Below are 17,790 nucleotides of genomic sequence, written 5' to 3'. Positions count from 1 at the left end.
CATGAAGACTCCCCTATTCCGTACCATCCTGTCTCGTGACAAGTCTGATACCCTTTTACTGATCTTCGCCTGCGCCTTCGTCCTCTTGCCACATGCCGACCATGTGACCTGGTGGGTGAATGCATGCTGTGCCTTGCTACTTACCTGGCGCGGCTGGCTAACCTTGAGTGGCCGCCGCCTCCCGCCTGCAAAGTTATTGTTGCCTGTAGCTTTCCTGATGATGGCATGCGTCTACCTGACGTACAGAACTTTTTTGGGACGCGAAGCTGGCGTTACCATGCTGGTCTTGCTGTTGACTTGCAAACTGCTGGAGATGCATGCAAAGCGCGATTTATTCGTGGTCATCTTCCTTGGCTTCTTTATCTTGCTAACGAGTTTCTTTTACCAGCAAACCATATTGGCAGCCCTACTTACCATGACAGGCTTGTGCTTATTGCTGACGGCACAGTTATCTTTCCACTATACCGGTGTGGTGCCGCCATTAAAACAAAGGCTCAAGTTTGGCGCCACCATACTGGGGTTGGCGATTCCGCTCACTGTTATTGCTTTTGTGCTCTTCCCGCGCATACAGGGACCGTTATGGGGTTTGCCAGGAGATGCACAATCAGCACGCAGCGGTTTATCGAATTCCATGTCGCCAGGCAATATCAGTGAGCTGGCACAATCCGAAGAAATCGCCTTTCGTGTCAAATTCGATCAGGCAGTACCACCTAAAGCCTTGCTTTACTGGCGTGGCATCGTCATGGACAAATTTGATGGCCGCAACTGGTCACACGAAGACAGGAGATCTCTCTACAAAAAAGATGGGGAACCCAGCTGGATTAACTATGCAGGCAAGCCCATACGACAAGAAATAACACTGGAAGCAAATGGCCAAAACTGGTTGTTCGCACTGGACATGCCTGCTGGCAAAGCAGAAATAGAAGGCAGTGCAGAGGCCAATATCGTGACTAACCGGCAAATGGAAACCCGGCGTGAGCAAAGTACACAAGAGAGAATTAAATACACGATAAGCTCATACCCTCGCTATCAACTGGAAGCCGATAGCAACCGCGAAAAACAGATACATGCACTTTACCTGCCCGTGGGCTATAACCCACGCACTGCAGCTTTCGCGGCCAGTCTGCGGCAGCAATATCATGATGATATGCAACTTATTTCGGCCGTGCTCAAATACTTCAACAGCCAGGGCTATACCTACACGCTGGATGCGCCACTGCTAGGAAAAAATAGTGCAGATGAATTTTTATTTGATACCAAGGCTGGATTTTGCGAGCACTATGCCAGCGCCTTTGTGTTGTTGATGCGGGCAAGTGGTATACCAGCACGTGTAGTGGCTGGCTATCAGGGTGGAGAAGTCAATTCTGTTGATGGTTTCCTGGAAATCCGTCAATCCGCTGCACATGCCTGGGCCGAAGTCTGGCTCGAAGGCAAAGGCTGGCTGCGGGTAGATCCAACTGCCGCTGTTGCTCCTGAGCGGGTACAGCAATCGCTCAATTATGCGGTGCAACGACAAGGCCTGGCGGGTTTGATGAACCTCAGTCCTGCCGGGATTTCCTTTTTCAACCAGATACGCATGCAGTGGAGTGCCGCGAATAACTCATGGAATCAGTGGGTACTGAACTACAATCAAAGCAGGCAGATCAGCCTGCTCAACTCTCTGGGCTTTCAACACATAGACTGGACCCAGATCAGCCTGCTGTTTTTTGCCATCGCCAGTCTGGTGCTGGGTTTAATGGCCTTGCCTTTGATGCGTAACCAGCCTCATGTTACTGCGCTTGATAAGGTATACTTTTCTTTCTGTCGCAAGATGGAAAAAAAGACCGCAGCACGCGCTTTGCATGAGGGGCCAATAGACTATCTGAATAGATTGCGCACCAGCCTTCCTGCCAGCGACTTTGAAAACGCTGAGCGTTTTCTGAATTTGTATACAAGCGCACGCTATGGCAAAGACCCAGGTCCGGAAAGCAACTTGATCCGGCGTTTAAAAACCTTGCTGGCAGCATGCCGCTAATTTTTATTGACGTATTTTGATCTCTTACACCACACCAGTAATAAGCAAGTTTGGCACTCTGAAAAATTGCATCTGTTCTCTCTTCATTGCAACGGCCCTCGTCACTGCAGGTGAGGCCAGTGCCAGCACTAAGAAACAAGTTAAGAAAGCTGCCCATAGTGCCGCGCCGGTAGCTAAAAAAGATGAAAGCCATTTCCAGCAATGGAAAGAAGTATCCAGTTTCATCGACAGCATGGTCAGCAAACACGGCTTTACTGAAGCAGAATTGAAAGCCACCTTCAAGCAAGTCAAATATATAGAAACTGCCAGACAGTTGATGCGTCCGGCTCCACCGGGCAAACCAAAGAACTGGAAAGCCTACCGCGCCCGCTTCGTTGAACCTTATCGCATCGAGGCAGGAGTCGCCTTCTGGGATAAATATGCAGATGCGCTGGCAAAAGCCGAGCGTGAATATGGTGTGCCACCAGAAATCATTGTTGGCCTGATCGGTGTCGAAACCATCTTTGGCAAACAGACTGGCGGCTTTCGCGTTATGGATGTCTTGACCACGCTGGCATTTGATTATCCGGATACGCCCACCCGCGATGCCCGCATGCAATTTTTCCGTGGCGAACTGGAAAATATGTTGCTGATGGCCAGGGAGTCTTCACTTGATCCCTTTGTCTTCAAAGGCTCTTACGCAGGTGCCATAGGCTGGCCGCAATTCATGCCCGGCAGCATCAGAAAATATGCCGTCGACTTTGATGGCGATGGCAAAATCAATCTGACGGATTCACCTGTCGATGCCATTGGCAGTGTTGCCCACTATCTGTCCATGCATGGCTGGAAGCGCGCTTTGCCGGTTGCCTTCCCCGCCACGCTGGTGGTTGCAGAGAAAAGTGAGCAACTCAACACTGCCCTGGGGAAAGGTTTGCTGGCTAGCTATCAGTTGCAGGATTTAAAAGCCATCGCGACAACAGCCAGTGTCGAAGCGCCAACAACTATTCAATACGGACTTGTTGATCTGCAAAATGGCAATGACGCAACAGAATACTGGCTTGCAACAGAAAATTTTTACGCCATTACCTTGTATAACCGCAGTTATTTTTATGCAATGTCGGTCTATGATCTTGGCCGTGTCATCGCTGCGGCCAGACAAAAATAATTCTCACTTAATGCGTTTAGCGGCGCATCACAGAGTGATGGGAGAAGAAGCTGGCAATTTAACAGATTTTAATAAACCAAATAAAATTGTTAATTTATGTTATTCTAGTAACTAATTACTGGAATAAACATTGCCATTCAGTATTTTCTAAACTAAAGTGTTGTTATCTAGTTGACACATTTACTTCTTAACTAAGCAAAGTGTCAAGAGATTTAACAATGGTTTGCTATTTTTCTGACAAGCAAATTATATTTTAAAGATACAATATTACCGTTTGATTAATTTTTTATTGAAGCAACTAATTAAGCGTCAATAAACTACACAGCGAGGTAATTATGGCAAATTTGACCCAGCTTGAATCCGATGAAATCGACTATGATCCAAACAATCTGTTGGATACTCTGATCAAGCAATTGCATTTGAAAAACGATGCAGCACTCTCCAGAGCATTGGAAGTGGCACCACCAGTAATCAGTAAAATCAGGCATCGTCGCCTGCCGGTCGGCGCATCACTGCTGATCCGCATGCATGAAATCAGCGATGTCAGCATCAAAGAACTGCGCGAATTGATGGGCGACCGTCGTGCGAAGTTCCGCATCAGCGACAAACAATTCAAACCAAAAGACGCAGCATAAGTCTTTTTATTTGATAGGTAGTCGCTGCCTGTTAAATCTTCGGATTTTTCAGGAAGACTGCTTTATTGAAAAATACCGAAAACGCGCCACAAGCGTGATTTCGGTATTTTTTTTCGTCTTTGTTTTATTTTGCACGTGATTTGTGACAGCTTGATGTAGCAAACTGTCTTTTCCTGCAAACTATGTTTTTATGTAGATAATGAGCGCGAATAATGAGCGCAAAGCATGCGCCCATCAGGTGATAGCCGATTTAAAATCCTGGCATCGATAATCAGGCGGGAAATACACCTGTCGACAAATAACGGTCACCGCGGTCACAAACGATGAAAACGATAGTAGCGTTTTCCACGGTTTGGGCCACCCGCAAGGCTATTTCGCAAGCGCCTGCGGCAGAAATACCACAGAATATCCCCTCTTCCACTGCCAGCCTGCGCGCCATGTGTTCGGCATCAGCCTGGGTCACAGACTCCACCTGATCAACCCTGGCCTTATCATAAATCCTGGGCATATAGGCTTCTGGCCATTTGCGTATGCCAGGAATTTGCGAGCCTTCTTCAGGCTGAGCACCAATGATGTGTATCTGCGGGTTTTGCTCTTTCAGGTAAGCAGAGACGCCCATGATAGTACCTGTAGTGCCCATGGCACTGATGAAATGGGTGATCTTGCCCTTGGTATCGCGCCAGATTTCCGGCCCTGTGCCTTCATAATGTGCCAGCGGATTATCGGGGTTAGCGAATTGATCGAGGATCACGCCGCGCCCTTCTTTCTGCATTTGCTCAGCCAGATCACGCGCATATTCCATGCCGCCAGTCTTGGGCGTGAGCATGATCTGTGCGCCATAGGCAGCCATGCTTTGACGGCGTTCTATGCTGAGATTTTCTGGCATCAGCAAAATCATCTTGTAGCCGCGCATGGCCGCAGCCATGGCCAGAGCTATGCCAGTATTGCCACTGGTTGCTTCTATCAGGGTATCGCCAGGTTTGATCTGGCCACGTTCTTCTGCCCTTTTGATCATGGACAAGGCTGGCCTGTCCTTGACTGAGCCAGCAGGATTATTTCCCTCCAGCTTACCGAGGATGACATTATTGCGTCGCTGATTTTCAGCGCCAGGTATGCGCTGCAATCTAACGAGCGGCGTATTGCCTATGGTGTCTTCAATGGTCAGATAGGTCATGGTATGCAGCTGAAAAATACAAACTCTTATTCTAAACGCAGTTACCCTTAGACGCTTGCCGCATAAGCTTCCTGCCTGAGCGCAGAAGGGCGCTTTGATGATGCAAAAATACCCTGTTACCCTGGCAAACCCAGACAAATCAAGGGCTGTACCATGATATTTGATATCTCACACAGGTTTATACAGAATTTGAATAAGCTAATAAAAAACCCCAGGGTCACCCCTGGGGTTTTTGCATCTGCCAGCTTGAACAACTACATTAGCAACTAAGTTGGCAACTTCGTATGTAAATAAGTCAGCAGATCATCTTGCAGATTCTATTTACTTGGCACTGGCCTTGGAAGCTGCGGAGGCGGCAGATGCTGCTGAAGCCTTGGAGGCTGCAGATGCGGCCGAGGCAGCAGAAGCAGCGGAAGCTTTTGATGCAGCCGATGCTGCTGACGCGGCAGGGGCGGCTGGTGCTGCTTTCTCTGCTTTTTCAGCTTTCGCTGCACTTGCTGCCGGTTTTGCTGCAGCGCCTGGTTTCGCCTGGCCATTGACCGTCAAACCAGCAGCAGACAATTTGGCAGAACTCTTTTCGCCTATACCTTTGACGCGGCTTTCAAAATCAGCCCAATCCTTGAAGGCACCATTCTTGGTGCGTTCTTCTATGATGGCCTTGGATTTTGCCGGGCCTATACCCTTGATACCATCCAGTGCAGCCTGATCACCCTTATTGACATCAACATCAGCAAATGCAAAACCAGTAGCAGCCAACAAAGCCATCAGACCAAATATAATTTTCTTCAACATGCGAATACTCCCTCAATAATTGAACATTTATCCAAGCGGTATAGTTCAGTGTAGTTCAGCGTAATTCAGTACTGTCACTGCCTATATGGATATCAACGGAACCAACATGATTCCGTTGACAAGTATTTCATAATTTAGTGTCAACATGATCAATCACCCAGCCTGGATATCAAAAAATCGATAAAACAGCGCAACTTGGGCGGCATCTGGCGACGGCTGGCGTAGACGGCATACAGATTACCGGTAAAACCAGGTTCATTACCGGCTACCAGTTGCAAACGGCCTGAAGCCAGATCATCGTCGACCAGCCACTCGGGTAAAAATGCAGCACCCATGTCAGCCAGCACGCAGTGATAACTCAGCGTAGTGTCACCGCACTTCATGATGGCATCCAGCTTCAGCGGTGCAGATGCTGTTTGCACGGGTAAATGAAATCGCTCCAGTTGCACATAGTTGGGCAAAATCATGGCCGTAGTGACGGGTTCGTCTTTTTTGCCAGCGTCCAGTTTTTTCACAAATGCAGGCGTCGCCACCAGATGAAATTTCACCTGACACAAACGTCTGGCGATCAGGGCAGATGAAGGCTCATCCGTAGCTCGCAAGGCCAGGTCAAAACCGTCAGCCACCAGATCAACCATATGATTATCAAGATGCAGGTCCAGCCTGATTTCTGGATAGTCTTGCCGGAAATCTGCCAGCAATCTGGCAAAGCCAGGGTTGGCACACCAGACGGGTGCGCTGATTTTCAATTCGCCACGCGGCGGCCCGCTTGCCTGAGCAACAGAGGCAACGGCAGCATCGAGGATATCAAGCGCCTGCCTGCCCTGTGCAAAAAAGTCCTTGCCTGCTTCGGTCAGGCTCATGCTACGGCTGCTGCGGTTCAATAGCCGCGCCCCAAGTTTGCGCTCCAGCCTGGCGATATGCTTGCTGACCATGGGCGCAGCCATACCCAGGCGATCAGCCGCTGCGGTAAAACTGCCAGACTCAACGATTTCGCGAAACACCCTGATACCGTTGATATCGAGTTCGTCCATGATCTACCTTTTATTCAATGTTTCCACTTTTGGAAACAATACAATTACTTTACCACCATCGATTTCCGCATTGGGAAACATTATGATGGATTACATCAGGCTCCATCATCAAAACCATGAGCCTCTGTGCTGCTTAGCCTAACAAGGATACTCATATGAACCTGCCTACCTATTTCATCTCCCATGGTGGCGGCCCCTGGCCGTATATGGAAGACATGCGCAAAGCCATGCATGTGCTGGAAGAATCACTGGTCGACATACCAAGACAGCTGCCGCATAAGCCCAAGGCCATCCTGATGATCTCGGCCCACTGGGAAGACCATGCTTTCCGTGTCATGAGCAATCCCGCGCCTGGCATGTTGTATGACTATGGTGGTTTTCCAGAACATACCTATCATGTGCATTATTCCGCCCCAGGCTCACATGAACTGGCAGAACGGGTAATCGAACTGATCAGAAGTGCAGGTTTGCCAGCGCTGGCTGATGCGCAACGCGGCTTTGACCATGGTGCATTTGCGCCCCTGGCAGTGATGTACCCTGATGCTGACATGCCCGTGGTGCAGTTATCATTGCGCGCAGGATTGGCCCCTGCAGAGCATCTGGCTTTGGGGCGCGCCCTCGCGCCTTTACGGGCGGAGGGCGTGCTCATCATAGGCAGCGGCCTCAGCTACCATAACCTGCGTCGCTTTGGCCCGCTGGCGAAAGAACCATCATCGAGCTTTGATGACTGGCTGCAGGACAGCCTGATCGCCAGCAGCACGACAGAAAGAGTCGCCCGTCTGATCAACTGGGAAGAAGCACCGGCAGCACGTGTTGCTCACCCAAGAGAAGAGCATTTACTTCCACTGATGGTGGCCGTGGGTGCGGCAGAGGATGAAGTTGCCAGTTGTGTTTATCATGAAGAAAACATCTTTGGCGGCGTGGTGGCATCGAGCTTTCGCTTTGGGGCAATTGCCTGAAGCATTTCAGGAAATCTTGTCGGCTATTTTGTTACCGGCATGGTTTTGTAATCCACGCCCGCCGACCAGCGGCTTTCCCAATGGCGAAGAAATGACTTCGCCAACTCCGGGTTACGCCAGAACACGATGACATTTTCACTGTTATCTTCTGCAGCATCGCGGGTGTAATTGAAGCTGCCGTTCTGCACAGTTTGTTCATCCGCAATGATGTACTTGTCATGATGAATCGCATACACAGAAATGGTACGCGTAGCAATGCCTGCTGCAACGAGGCGGTTCAATGCCGTCCAGTTAGGTTTTTTCTGGTTGCGACGATAATCAACCAGCACCATGATATTGACGCCACGCTTTTTTGCATCAAGCAGTGCCTTGACTACAGTTGGCGAACTAAATGAGTAAGCCGCCAATCTGATGCTGGAGGTAGATGTATTGATGACCTTGAGTACCAATTCTTCTGCTTTGGCATCGGGAGAAAAAGCGTTCTCAATCTGCGCAGACGCTGCCTCCAGGATAGTCCCGGCAGGCTTATCTTCCGTGGACGCTGCATGGCAAGATGGTGCGATCAGCAAAGCAAGGCTTGCTGCAAGAATGAGACGTTTGCTACTCAAGAAAGACATAGTAAAACCCTTAGCTTACATGTTTGAGTGTACGCCTCGTTCGTATCACTGACCCGGCATGCGGGTCAGCAAATCAGGCTCATTGTGCAGCCTCAGGAAACAACTCTTCCCGCGTCACCGTCGCCGTACCCAGCTTGCCTACGACTATGCCACCAGCGCGGTTGGCGATGACTACCGCCTCTTGCATGGACTTGCCTTGCGCCAGCATGACGGCCATGGTGGCGATGACGGTATCACCGGCACCAGAGACATCAAATACTTCACGCGCCATGGCGGGTACATGGGTTACACCATCAGCGGTGAACAGGGTCATGCCTTCTTCTGAGCGGGTCAGCAGCAAGCCTTCGATGTTCAACTCTGCGCGCAATTGTTGGGCCCTTGTTGTCAGCTCTTCTTCGTTCGGCCAGTCGCCTATGATTTGCTTCAATTCAGATTTATTCGGTGTCAGCAGGCTGGCACCGGCATAGCGTTTGAAGTCACTGCCCTTGGGGTCGACCAGCACGATCTTGCCTGCTGCCTTGGCCGCAGCGATCATGGCACTGACATTCACCAGGCTGCCCTTGGCATAGTCGGACAAGACAACCACGTCATAACCAGTCAGGAAGGAATTGAAGCGATTCAGTTTGTCGCGCAAGACATGTTCCGTCGGGCGCTCTTCAAAATCAATACGCAACAATTGCTGCTGCCGGCCAATGACACGCAGCTTGATGATAGTAGAAATTTGCTGATCACGACTCAGGTAAGCTTCTATGCCTGAAGTCTTCAGCAAACGTTCCATGCTGTTGCCAGCATCATCGTCACCAATGACACCCATTAGCGCAGCCTGCACGCCCAGGGCGACGGCATTGCGCGCCACATTGGCTGCACCGCCAAGGCGCTCTTCACTTTTTTCCACGCGCACGATGGGTACAGGGGCTTCGGGTGATATGCGGTTGACCTCACCAAACCAGTATCTGTCGAGCATGACATCGCCAGCGACCAGGATACGCTTCGCCGCTATGTCTTTCCTTGTATCTTTCTTTGCATCCATATTTTGTATTATTTGTTCGTCAATACGGAACGGCCTATGCCGTGGTATTCAATGCCCAGTTCGGTCATGACCGTGGGCTCAAACAGGTTGCGGCCATCAAACACCACCGGTTGTTTCAGGCGTGCCTTGACCTCATCAAAGTCAGGGCTGCGGAAGGCCTTCCACTCAGTGACAATCGCCAGCGCGTCAGCTTCAAGCAGCGCATCCATGGGGTTGGCGGCATAGCGTATGGATGCCAGCAATTCTGGGGCATCATAGAAATCCAGTTCAAATACGCGCTTGGCTTCCTGCATGGAAACCGGGTCATACACCGCCACCGTCGCACCTGCGCGCAATAATTCGCCCAGCAAAACGCGGGATGACGCTGCACGCATATCATCGGTATTTGGTTTGAATGCCAGGCCCCAGATGGCAAAATGACGGCCACTGAGGTTTTCACCAAAGCGCTGCTGTATCTTCTTGCCGAGTACCTGTTTTTGCCGCGCATTGACCGCTTCCACAGCCTGCAGGATCAGGAGATTCAAACCATAGTCTTGCGCAGTACGCTCCAGCGCCTGTACATCTTTGGGGAAGCACGAGCCACCATAGCCACAACCGGCATACAAAAAGCTGTGGCCTATGCGTGGGTCAGAGCCTATGCCGTGACGCACAGCTTCAATATCCGCACCGACATGATCAGCCAGATTCGCCAGTTCATTCATGAAAGAGATGCGGGTCGCCAGCATGGCATTCGCCGCATATTTGGTGAACTCTGCCGAGCGTACATCCATCCAGTAAGTACGCTCGTGGTTGCGGTTGAAAGGCGCATACAGCTTCTTCATCTGGCTACGCGCTTTTTCTCCTTGCGGTGTCTGGTCGCAACCGATGACGATGCGGTCAGGGCGCATAAAGTCTTCTACCGCTGCGCCTTCTTTCAAGAATTCTGGATTGGAAACCACAGAGAATTCTGCTGTCACCGAACGTGCCGCCAATTCAGCAGCGATGGCCGCGCTGACACGGTCAGCCGTACCAACCGGCACGGTAGACTTATCAACGACGACCTTGAAGTTCGTCATGTACTTGCCTATGTTTTTTGCTGCCGCCACGACATACTGCAAGTCTGCGGAGCCATCTTCATCTGGCGGTGTGCCGACAGCAATGAACTGCACGTCGCCATGCTTGACGCTGGCTTCGACATCGGTAGAAAACTGTATGCGGCCCGCTGCGCGATTGCGCGCGACGATTTCTTCCAGGCCTGGTTCATGGATGGGGATGCCGCCATTATTGAGGATATCAATCTTGCGCTGATCGACGTCGAGGCAAAAAACATCATTACCTAATTCAGCCAGGCAGGCACCTGTAACCAGACCGACATAACCTGTACCAATAATTGTGATTTTCATTTTTTGATCACCATATAAAAATAAGTCATTCTGTGCATCCAAATATCTAGTCATCCACATAGAGTTTCAGATCACAGGCCTTATTCAAGATTCTTTAAAGCTCAATGCATATTCAGTGCATGCACTACCCTTATTGGAATAAGGAATAGGGATCACTAATTCATTACATTGAGTTCTTCTGTACGGCGCGGCGGGTAAGTTTCCCACTTGCTGCAACCAGGGCAATGCCAGTAAAACTGCCTGGCCTTGAAGCCGCAATGCGAGCACTGATAACGTGCCAGTTTTTGTGCATAGCCATGGACCAGGTTCTTGATGATAGCCAGTTCCGGCCTGACCTCAGGTGGCACGACCATGATGCGGCCATCCAGCAATTTATCCAGACCCAGCAGGGTGGGCGTGCGACGCAATTCTTCGCTGACCAGGCTATTGACGGCCTCTATGCCCTCCAGCTCCAGGGTAGCCTTGAAAGCAACTTCCAGCAAATCGATGGAGGGTGCGTCAGCCAGATAATTCTTTAGCAGATTCAAGCCTTCCTGCGGCTTGTCGAGCTTGCGGTAGGCGTCCATGAGGCGTTGTGCTACCAGCGCCACATGAGGCACGCTTTGCTGCTCTACCCTGCGCCATGTGGACAAGGCTATCTCAGTATCGCCATTGGCCATATACATATCACCCATGAGGATGATGGCGCGTACGTTATTACGGTCAGCTGCCAGTGCCTTTTCCAGGTTGGACAAAGCAGCAGCCGTATTGGTATGCACCAGCTCATCCTGGGCAATTTCACAGTAAAACTGGGCGATTTCTTTTTGACGGCCACCAGCACCACATTCCTGCAAGGCATTGGCGGCTTCAATAGCGCGCGCCCATTCTTTTTCACGCTGGTAAATTTCCAGCAAGGCACGTCGGGCCTGGGCTTCAAACGGGCTGTTGACGAGCAGGTTATAGGTTTCTTCGGCGCGGTCAAGCAAACCCGCCTTCAGGTAATCCTGGCCCAGCTCATACATGGCCTGGGTTTTTTGCTCGGTAGGCAGATCTGGCCTGGCCAGCAGGTTTTGATGGACACGAATGGCGCGTTCAGTCTCGCCACGGCGGCGGAACAGATTGCCGAGGGCGAAATGCAAATCGACCGCTTCAGGATCGAGCCTGACGATATCGATGAAGGCATCAATCGCCTTGTCCGGCTCGTCATTGAGCAGGAAGTTCAGGCCCTTGAAATAACCCCGCGGCAGGCTGCGGGATTCCGAGATCAACTGGCGTATATCTATGCGCGCAGCAGCCCAACCCAGGGTAAAGAATAAGGGGATACCGAGTAACCACCAGATTTCAAATTCCATGTGCGTTTTTTCTTATTGTGTTTTCAGGTATTGCGAATGCTATCAGGCTGAGGGGCTTGTGTGCTTGCCCTTTGCGCTGCTTCACGTTCTTTTTCAATTTCTGCCAGCGTCTTTTTATGCTTGTGCAAGTCGCGTCTGTGGCGAAATACCATAGGCACCATGGCCAGTGCGCCCAGCGTAGCACCACCCGCAAAAAAAGCCAGCAACATGATGACCAGCGGCGCAGACTGTTGATAGCCCCAAAAATATTGCAAGGTGACTATCTGATCGTTTTTCAAGGCAAAGCCAAAGAACAAGATAAACAGCACAATGGCGAACAATCTTGAAATATATTTCATGTATGCATCCTTGATGGATAAGCGGAAAAATCGTCAATGAAGCAATTTTCCCCGAAAAGAGCATTGTACTGAAAAAAAACGGCATATCGGAAAACCGATATGCCGTTTTTATCTTTGCGTCATCTAATAAGCTTACTAATCCGAGCGCAATGACCAGTCAGCCTGACTTAGTCATCGTGTATCGGTTGCCCCACCATGGCATCTACACGTTCGCGCAACTCCTTGCCTGGTTTGAAGTGAGGCACCCGTTTTTCAGGGACCATCACCTTGTCACCGGACTTAGGGTTACGACCTATCCGTGGTGGACGACTGTTCAGTGCAAAGCTGCCAAAACCGCGGATTTCTATGCGTTGCCCTGTTGCCAGGGCATCCGACATTGCATCCAGTATGGTTTTAACAGCGATATCCACATCCTTAGCTACCAGTTGCGGATATCGCTCTGCCAGACGAGCTATCAGCTCCGACTTAGTCATAGTAAAAACCTTATGACTTAAGCTTAGTTTTTATTGTCGAGCTTGGCTTTCAACAAAGCGCCCAGGCTGGTTGTGCCGGATGCTGCGTTGGAATCAGTAGTGGACATTTTTTGCATAGCTTCTTGTGTTTCAACGCTATCTTTAGCTTTGATAGACAATTGGATACCACGAGCTTTGCGGTCGATGTTCAATACCAGGGCTTCAACTGTGTCGCCGACTTTCAGGTGTGTACCAGCATCTTCCACGCGGTCGCGGGAGATTTCGGATGCACGCAGGTAGCCTTCAACGTCGTCTGCCAACTGGATTACTGCGCCTTTGGCTTCAACGGATTTAACTGTACCAGTAACAACTGCACCTTTGTCGTTCATTGCGCAGTAGTTATTGAATGGGTCGCCTTCCAGTTGCTTAACGCCCAGGGAAACGCGCTCACGCTCAACGTCGATTGCCAGAACGATGGCTTCCAGTTCGTCACCTTTCTTGAAGCGACGTACTGCTTCTTCGCCTGTTTCATTCCAGGACAGATCAGACAAATGTACCAGACCGTCGATGTTGCCAGACAAACCGATAAATACGCCGAAATCAGTGATGGACTTGATCGCGCCGCGAACTTTGTCACCTTTCTTGTGGTTGATCGCGAAATCATCCCAAGGATTGGCTTTGCACTGTTTCATGCCCAGGCTGATACGACGACGTTCTTCGTCGATTTCCAGAACCATGACTTCAACTTCGTCGCCCAATTGAACAACTTTATTTGGAGCAACGTTTTTGTTAGTCCAGTCCATTTCGGAAACGTGAACCAGACCTTCGATACCTTGCTCGACTTCAACGAACGCGCCGTAGTCGGTCAGGTTCGTTACTTTACCGAACAGACGTGTGTTCGCTGGGTAACGACGGGACAAACCTGTCCATGGGTCGTCGCCCAATTGTTTTACGCCCAGGGAAACACGGTTTTTCTCTTGGTCGAATTTCAATACTTTTGCAGTGATTTCCTGACCAACTGTCAACACCTCGGAAGGGTGACGTACACGACGCCATGCCAGGTCGGTGATGTGCAACAAGCCATCGATGCCACCCAGATCAACGAACGCGCCGTAGTCAGTGATGTTTTTAACAACACCAGTAACCACTGTGCCTTCTTTCAGGGTTTCCATCAGTTTTTGACGCTCTTCGCCCATGGACGCTTCAACAACAGCGCGACGGGACAGCACAACGTTGTTACGCTTGCGGTCGAGCTTGATCACTTTGAATTCCATGGTTTTGCCTTCGTAAGGAGTTGTATCCTTAACTGGGCGTGTATCAACCAAAGAACCTGGCAAGAAAGCGCGGATGCCGTTCGTCAGAACAGTCAGACCACCTTTGACTTTGCCATTTACTGTACCAGTAACGATCTCGCCAGACTCCAGCGCTTTTTCCAGCGCGAGCCAGGAGGCCAGACGTTTAGCTTTGTCACGGGACAAAATTGTGTCGCCGAAACCATTTTCCAGCGAATCAATCGCTACGGAAACGAAATCGCCGATATTAACTTCCAGGTCGCCCTGGTCGTTTTTGAATTCTTCAACAGGGATAAAGGCTTCAGACTTCAAGCCAGCGTTAACGATCACGAAGTTGTGGTCGATACGGACGACTTCAGCAGAAATCACTTCACCGGAACGCATATCCTGACGTGACAGGGATTCTTCGAACAAAGCTGCGAAGCTATCTGCACCGGTTGCGAAATCTTGGGACATGAAAACAGTAGACATAGTATTTACAAGTTAGCCGGAACGGTGCAAAAGACACTATTTACCGGGTTAGGTTGAACATCCCTTTATTAACCTTGCGTCAATAAAGGCACTTGAAACGACACCTGCAAACTTCACCAGATATTTACTACCTATATAGTGTTGTTTGCCTGTGTTTGCGCATACCAGACCAGGACTTTATTGACTGCTTCTTCAGCAGTTAATTCAGATGTATCCAGGATGATCGCGTCTGGCGCGGGCTTGAGTGGCGCTGTGCTGCGGGCACTATCTCTCGCATCACGTTCCATCAAATCTTTTACCAAGTTTTCCATATTAGCAGAAATTCCCTTTTCAATCAATTGCTTATATCGACGGCTTGCGCGCGCCTCAGCACTTGCTGTTAAGAAAACTTTTAAGCTGGCATCGGGAAAGATGACCGTTCCCATGTCACGCCCGTCAGCCACGAGGCCAGGCGTATAGCGAAAAGCCACCTGCAAATCCACCAGGGCCTGGCGTACTGCTGGTAAAACAGCAATACGTGAAGCGGCCACGCCGACTTCTTCTGCCCTTACAGCGTCGGTGACATCGGCATCTTCAAGAAACACATGGCCGTGAACAAAACGGCAAGGCAGAGTTCTTGCCATGCTGGCAATGGCAGTTTCATCTTCAAGCGCGATGCCATGGAGGGTAGCCATCAGGGCAGTCAGGCGGTACAGGGCACCAGAATCCAGGTAGTGAAAACCCAGATGTTTGGCCACCCTGTGTGCCACCGTACCCTTACCGGATGCGGTAGGGCCGTCTATCGTGATAACAGGACTAGGTACAGTCATAGATAACTATAGAAACCTTTAAAACAAATCTTGGTGATTAATCTTGGCAAAGACTTCAAAATAATCAGGGAAAGTCTTGGCCACGCATTTTGGATCATTGATGCGCATAGTAGCACCTCTGCGGGCACGACCATCGAGACTGGCCAAAGAGAAGCACATGGCCATGCGGTGATCGTCGTAGGTATCGATGGTCGCTGGCAGGATATGCTCAGGCGGCGTCACCGTCATATAGTCTGCGCCCTCTTCCACTATCGCACCCAGCTTGCGCAATTCTGTTGCCATGGCAGACAAACGGTCAGTTTCCTTGACGCGCCAGCTGGCAATATTGCGCAGCGTCGTAGTGCCATTCGCATACAACGCAGCTACCGCGATTGTCATGGCAGCATCGGGGATATGGTTGAAGTCCATATCTATGGCCTGCAAGACGCCATTCGACGTGGCTTCTATCCAGTTATCGCCACGGGTAATGGTTGCGCCCATTTTTTCCAGCGCCTCGGCAAAGCGCACATCGCCCTGTATACTGGACTTGCCTACACCTTCTACACGGATAGGGCCGCCAGCAATGGCACCCGCTGCCAGGAAATAGGATGCAGAAGAAGCATCGCCTTCGACGTGAATGACACCTGGCGACACATAATGCTGTCCCTTGGTGACTGTGAATGCCTGCCAGCCATCACGCTCTACCGTCACGCCAAATTTTTGCATGAGGTTCAGGGTGATTTCTATATAAGGCTTGGAGATCAGCTCACCTACTACCTCTATCGTCACATCATGCTCACGCGCCATCAAAGGTGCCGCCATCAGCAAGGCGGTCAGAAACTGGCTGGAGACATTACCCTTCACTTGCAAACGCTGGGCATGAATATGGCCACGGCGTATATGTAAAGGCGGGTAGCCGGGGTTGCCGGTATATTCTATCTGCGCACCGGCTTCATTCAGTGCATCAACTAGGTCGCCGATAGGACGTTCATGCATGCGGTGCACGCCGTGGATGGTATAGTCACCACCCAATACTGCCAAGGCACCGACCAGCGGGCGTATCGCAGTACCGGCATTGCCCATGAACAGATCAGCCTGGTGTTTGGGGAAATGACCCTTGACACCCTCTACCGTGTAATTCTGGCTATCGCCATCTTGCTCCCAGTGCACGCCCAACTGCGTCAGGGCGTTCAGCATGACCAGGGTGTCATCAGATGCCAGCAAATCCATGATCTGGGTCTTGCCTTCCGCCAGAGCCGCCAGCAAAAGAGTACGGTTGGAAATGCTTTTGGAGCCAGGCAATTTGACCGTGCCCTGCACCTGCGTCACAGGTTGCAGATCAAGGTAATGCGGATAATGTTTGCTTGCTTGTGTCATGGTCTTATTCAATCTTGAGTTTGTCGATGTAGAGAAGAGCAACAAGCCCTGTCAATCCCCACCTTCACGCTGCTGTTTCTCGGCTGCCTCAATCGCGCTGATCCAGTTATGGCGCGCACGCTGTGCATTGGCGTAAATACCTTCTATGCCTTCACTATCTGCATCCACCAGATGCTGCCGCAGGATGGACAGGCGGGCAGTATACGAATCCAGTTCCTGCAACATCGCAGCCCGGTTCGCCAGGCTGATGTCGCGCCACATTTCGGGTGACGAACCGGCAATACGGGTAAAGTCGCGGAAGCCGCTGGCAGCATATTGGAACAAGGTATCCGCATGAGGCTTGCGGGCGATATCATCGACCAGGGCATAGGCCAGCAAATGCGGCAAATGGCTGACTGCGGCAAATACAGCATCATGCGCAGCAGGTTCCAGATGATGAATGATGGCACCGCATTGCTGCCAGGCCCATGCCACCCTGGTCACGTCAGCATCGCTATTTTCTGGCAGGCGGGTGATGACGGCTTTTTTGCCGACATACAAATCCACCAGTGCTGCCTCAGGCCCGTTCAATTCGCGCCCGGCGATAGGATGTGCCGGTACAAATTGCGCGATCTTTTCGCCCAGGCTCTCGCGTGCAGCGGCAACCACATCGGCTTTGGTACTGCCTGCATCGGTGACTATGGTGCCCGGCTGCAAATGAGGATAAATCGCCTTCAATATCGCGCCGGTTTGTGCCACTGGCGCGGCTATCAGAACCAAATCACAGTTGCACAATGCCTGTTCGGCATTCAGGGCTATTTCATCAATGATGCCAAGTTGCTGCGCTTTTTCCAGCGAAGCCTGACTGCGCCCTACCCCGACTATCTGCTCAACTGCCCCTGCTTTTTTCAAAGCCAGGGCAAATGAACCACCTATCAGACCTACGCCAAAAATCGCTATGCGTTGAAAAGCTTTTTGCAT

At 50.7% G+C, this 17,790-nt stretch carries 17 protein-coding genes; 4 read left to right on the top strand and 13 right to left on the bottom strand.

Features of this window, described 5'->3' with window-relative positions; translation table 11 throughout:
* The first annotated feature begins 1 nt into the window (after nucleotide 1).
* The 3 genes from DFR42_RS21005 to DFR42_RS20995 all read left to right on the top strand — a co-directional run bounded on the left by DFR42_RS21005 (nucleotide 2) and on the right by DFR42_RS20995 (nucleotide 3,793).
* Nucleotides 2-2,014, top strand: coding sequence for a transglutaminase TgpA family protein (locus DFR42_RS21005; RefSeq protein WP_110257003.1), 2,013 nt, complete (start codon nucleotides 2-4; stop codon nucleotides 2,012-2,014).
* 19 nt (nucleotides 2,015-2,033) lie between these two features.
* Complete coding sequence (gene mltB / locus DFR42_RS21000; RefSeq protein ID WP_425450897.1) at nucleotides 2,034-3,158, top strand: lytic murein transglycosylase B; 1,125 nt, start codon at nucleotides 2,034-2,036, stop codon at nucleotides 3,156-3,158.
* A gap of 335 nt (nucleotides 3,159-3,493) precedes the next feature.
* Nucleotides 3,494-3,793, top strand: coding sequence for a hypothetical protein (locus DFR42_RS20995; RefSeq protein WP_110257001.1), 300 nt, complete (start codon nucleotides 3,494-3,496; stop codon nucleotides 3,791-3,793).
* Nucleotides 3,794-4,064: 271 nt separating this feature from the next.
* On the opposite strand, the gene cysM is transcribed toward DFR42_RS20995, so the two are convergent.
* From cysM to DFR42_RS20980, 3 genes are all read right to left on the bottom strand, one after another.
* Entirely contained in the window at nucleotides 4,065-4,967 is a 903-nt protein-coding gene (gene cysM, locus DFR42_RS20990; RefSeq protein ID WP_110257000.1) for a cysteine synthase CysM, read from the bottom strand.
* Between the two features lie 321 nt (nucleotides 4,968-5,288).
* Nucleotides 5,289-5,759: a ComEA family DNA-binding protein gene (locus DFR42_RS20985; protein WP_110256999.1), complete on the bottom strand. Its 471-nt coding sequence runs from the start codon at nucleotides 5,757-5,759 to the stop codon at nucleotides 5,289-5,291.
* Nucleotides 5,760-5,908: 149 nt separating this feature from the next.
* Entirely contained in the window at nucleotides 5,909-6,793 is an 885-nt protein-coding gene (locus DFR42_RS20980; RefSeq protein ID WP_110256998.1) for a LysR family transcriptional regulator, read from the bottom strand.
* 155 nt (nucleotides 6,794-6,948) lie between these two features.
* Here DFR42_RS20980 and DFR42_RS20975 point away from each other — a divergent pair, with 155 nt between their 5' ends.
* Nucleotides 6,949-7,752, top strand: a complete 804-nt coding sequence (locus DFR42_RS20975; protein ID WP_110256997.1) for a DODA-type extradiol aromatic ring-opening family dioxygenase — start codon at nucleotides 6,949-6,951, stop codon at nucleotides 7,750-7,752.
* Nucleotides 7,753-7,775: 23 nt separating this feature from the next.
* Here DFR42_RS20975 and DFR42_RS20970 read toward each other — a convergent pair whose 3' ends face one another.
* The 10 genes from DFR42_RS20970 to DFR42_RS20925 all read right to left on the bottom strand — a co-directional run bounded on the left by DFR42_RS20970 (nucleotide 7,776) and on the right by DFR42_RS20925 (nucleotide 17,790).
* A complete protein-coding gene (locus DFR42_RS20970) occupies nucleotides 7,776-8,369 on the bottom strand; it encodes a phospholipase D family nuclease (RefSeq protein WP_110256996.1) in 594 nt (197 codons plus the stop codon).
* Between the two features lie 79 nt (nucleotides 8,370-8,448).
* Entirely contained in the window at nucleotides 8,449-9,399 is a 951-nt protein-coding gene (gene rfaE1, locus DFR42_RS20965; protein ID WP_110256995.1) for a D-glycero-beta-D-manno-heptose-7-phosphate kinase, read from the bottom strand.
* Nucleotides 9,400-9,407: 8 nt separating this feature from the next.
* Nucleotides 9,408-10,781, bottom strand: a complete 1,374-nt coding sequence (locus tag DFR42_RS20960) for a UDP-glucose dehydrogenase family protein (protein ID WP_110257123.1) — start codon at nucleotides 10,779-10,781, stop codon at nucleotides 9,408-9,410.
* A 155-nt stretch (nucleotides 10,782-10,936) separates the two neighbouring features.
* Nucleotides 10,937-12,112: a lipopolysaccharide assembly protein LapB gene (gene lapB, locus DFR42_RS20955; protein WP_110256994.1), complete on the bottom strand. Its 1,176-nt coding sequence runs from the start codon at nucleotides 12,110-12,112 to the stop codon at nucleotides 10,937-10,939.
* A 23-nt stretch (nucleotides 12,113-12,135) separates the two neighbouring features.
* Nucleotides 12,136-12,450 (bottom strand): LapA family protein, encoded by a 315-nt coding sequence (locus DFR42_RS20950; RefSeq protein ID WP_110256993.1) that lies wholly within the window; start codon nucleotides 12,448-12,450, stop codon nucleotides 12,136-12,138.
* A 167-nt stretch (nucleotides 12,451-12,617) separates the two neighbouring features.
* Nucleotides 12,618-12,923 (bottom strand): integration host factor subunit beta, encoded by a 306-nt coding sequence (locus tag DFR42_RS20945; protein ID WP_110256992.1) that lies wholly within the window; start codon nucleotides 12,921-12,923, stop codon nucleotides 12,618-12,620.
* A gap of 23 nt (nucleotides 12,924-12,946) precedes the next feature.
* Nucleotides 12,947-14,650, bottom strand: coding sequence for a 30S ribosomal protein S1 (gene rpsA, locus DFR42_RS20940; protein ID WP_110257122.1), 1,704 nt, complete (start codon nucleotides 14,648-14,650; stop codon nucleotides 12,947-12,949).
* Between the two features lie 146 nt (nucleotides 14,651-14,796).
* Nucleotides 14,797-15,474 carry a (d)CMP kinase gene (gene cmk / locus DFR42_RS20935; protein ID WP_110256991.1) on the bottom strand — a complete coding sequence of 226 codons (678 nt, stop codon included), beginning with the start codon at nucleotides 15,472-15,474 and terminating at the stop codon, nucleotides 14,797-14,799.
* A gap of 18 nt (nucleotides 15,475-15,492) precedes the next feature.
* The gene (gene aroA, locus DFR42_RS20930; protein ID WP_110256990.1) at nucleotides 15,493-16,830 is read right to left on the bottom strand and encodes a 3-phosphoshikimate 1-carboxyvinyltransferase; all 1,338 of its coding nucleotides are present in this window, start codon (nucleotides 16,828-16,830) and stop codon (nucleotides 15,493-15,495) included.
* A gap of 51 nt (nucleotides 16,831-16,881) precedes the next feature.
* Entirely contained in the window at nucleotides 16,882-17,790 is a 909-nt protein-coding gene (locus tag DFR42_RS20925; protein WP_110256989.1) for a prephenate dehydrogenase, read from the bottom strand.

The organism is Undibacterium pigrum (assembly GCF_003201815.1).
GTDB lineage: Bacteria > Pseudomonadota > Gammaproteobacteria > Burkholderiales > Burkholderiaceae_D > Undibacterium > Undibacterium pigrum.
The sequence above is the reverse complement of the archived record's forward strand: the minus strand, read 5'-3'. Positions and strand labels throughout refer to the sequence as shown.

Coding starts and splice junctions, on each gene's coding strand:
- rpsA (WP_110257122.1), bottom strand. CDS start 14,650: ATGTCCCAAGATTTCGCAACCGGTGCAGATAGCTTCGCAGCTTTGTTC.
- lapB (WP_110256994.1), bottom strand. CDS start 12,112: ATGGAATTTGAAATCTGGTGGTTACTCGGTATCCCCTTATTCTTTACC.
- DFR42_RS20980 (WP_110256998.1), bottom strand. CDS start 6,793: ATGGACGAACTCGATATCAACGGTATCAGGGTGTTTCGCGAAATCGTT.
- DFR42_RS20950 (WP_110256993.1), bottom strand. CDS start 12,450: ATGAAATATATTTCAAGATTGTTCGCCATTGTGCTGTTTATCTTGTTC.
- DFR42_RS20985 (WP_110256999.1), bottom strand. CDS start 5,759: ATGTTGAAGAAAATTATATTTGGTCTGATGGCTTTGTTGGCTGCTACT.
- DFR42_RS20925 (WP_110256989.1), bottom strand. CDS start 17,790: ATGCAAAAAGCTTTTCAACGCATAGCGATTTTTGGCGTAGGTCTGATA.
- cmk (WP_110256991.1), bottom strand. CDS start 15,474: ATGACTGTACCTAGTCCTGTTATCACGATAGACGGCCCTACCGCATCC.
- cysM (WP_110257000.1), bottom strand. CDS start 4,967: ATGACCTATCTGACCATTGAAGACACCATAGGCAATACGCCGCTCGTT.
- DFR42_RS20975 (WP_110256997.1), top strand. CDS start 6,949: ATGAACCTGCCTACCTATTTCATCTCCCATGGTGGCGGCCCCTGGCCG.
- DFR42_RS21005 (WP_110257003.1), top strand. CDS start 2: ATGAAGACTCCCCTATTCCGTACCATCCTGTCTCGTGACAAGTCTGAT.
- DFR42_RS20960 (WP_110257123.1), bottom strand. CDS start 10,781: ATGAAAATCACAATTATTGGTACAGGTTATGTCGGTCTGGTTACAGGT.
- aroA (WP_110256990.1), bottom strand. CDS start 16,830: ATGACACAAGCAAGCAAACATTATCCGCATTACCTTGATCTGCAACCT.
- rfaE1 (WP_110256995.1), bottom strand. CDS start 9,399: ATGGATGCAAAGAAAGATACAAGGAAAGACATAGCGGCGAAGCGTATC.
- DFR42_RS20970 (WP_110256996.1), bottom strand. CDS start 8,369: ATGTCTTTCTTGAGTAGCAAACGTCTCATTCTTGCAGCAAGCCTTGCT.
- DFR42_RS20995 (WP_110257001.1), top strand. CDS start 3,494: ATGGCAAATTTGACCCAGCTTGAATCCGATGAAATCGACTATGATCCA.
- DFR42_RS20945 (WP_110256992.1), bottom strand. CDS start 12,923: ATGACTAAGTCGGAGCTGATAGCTCGTCTGGCAGAGCGATATCCGCAA.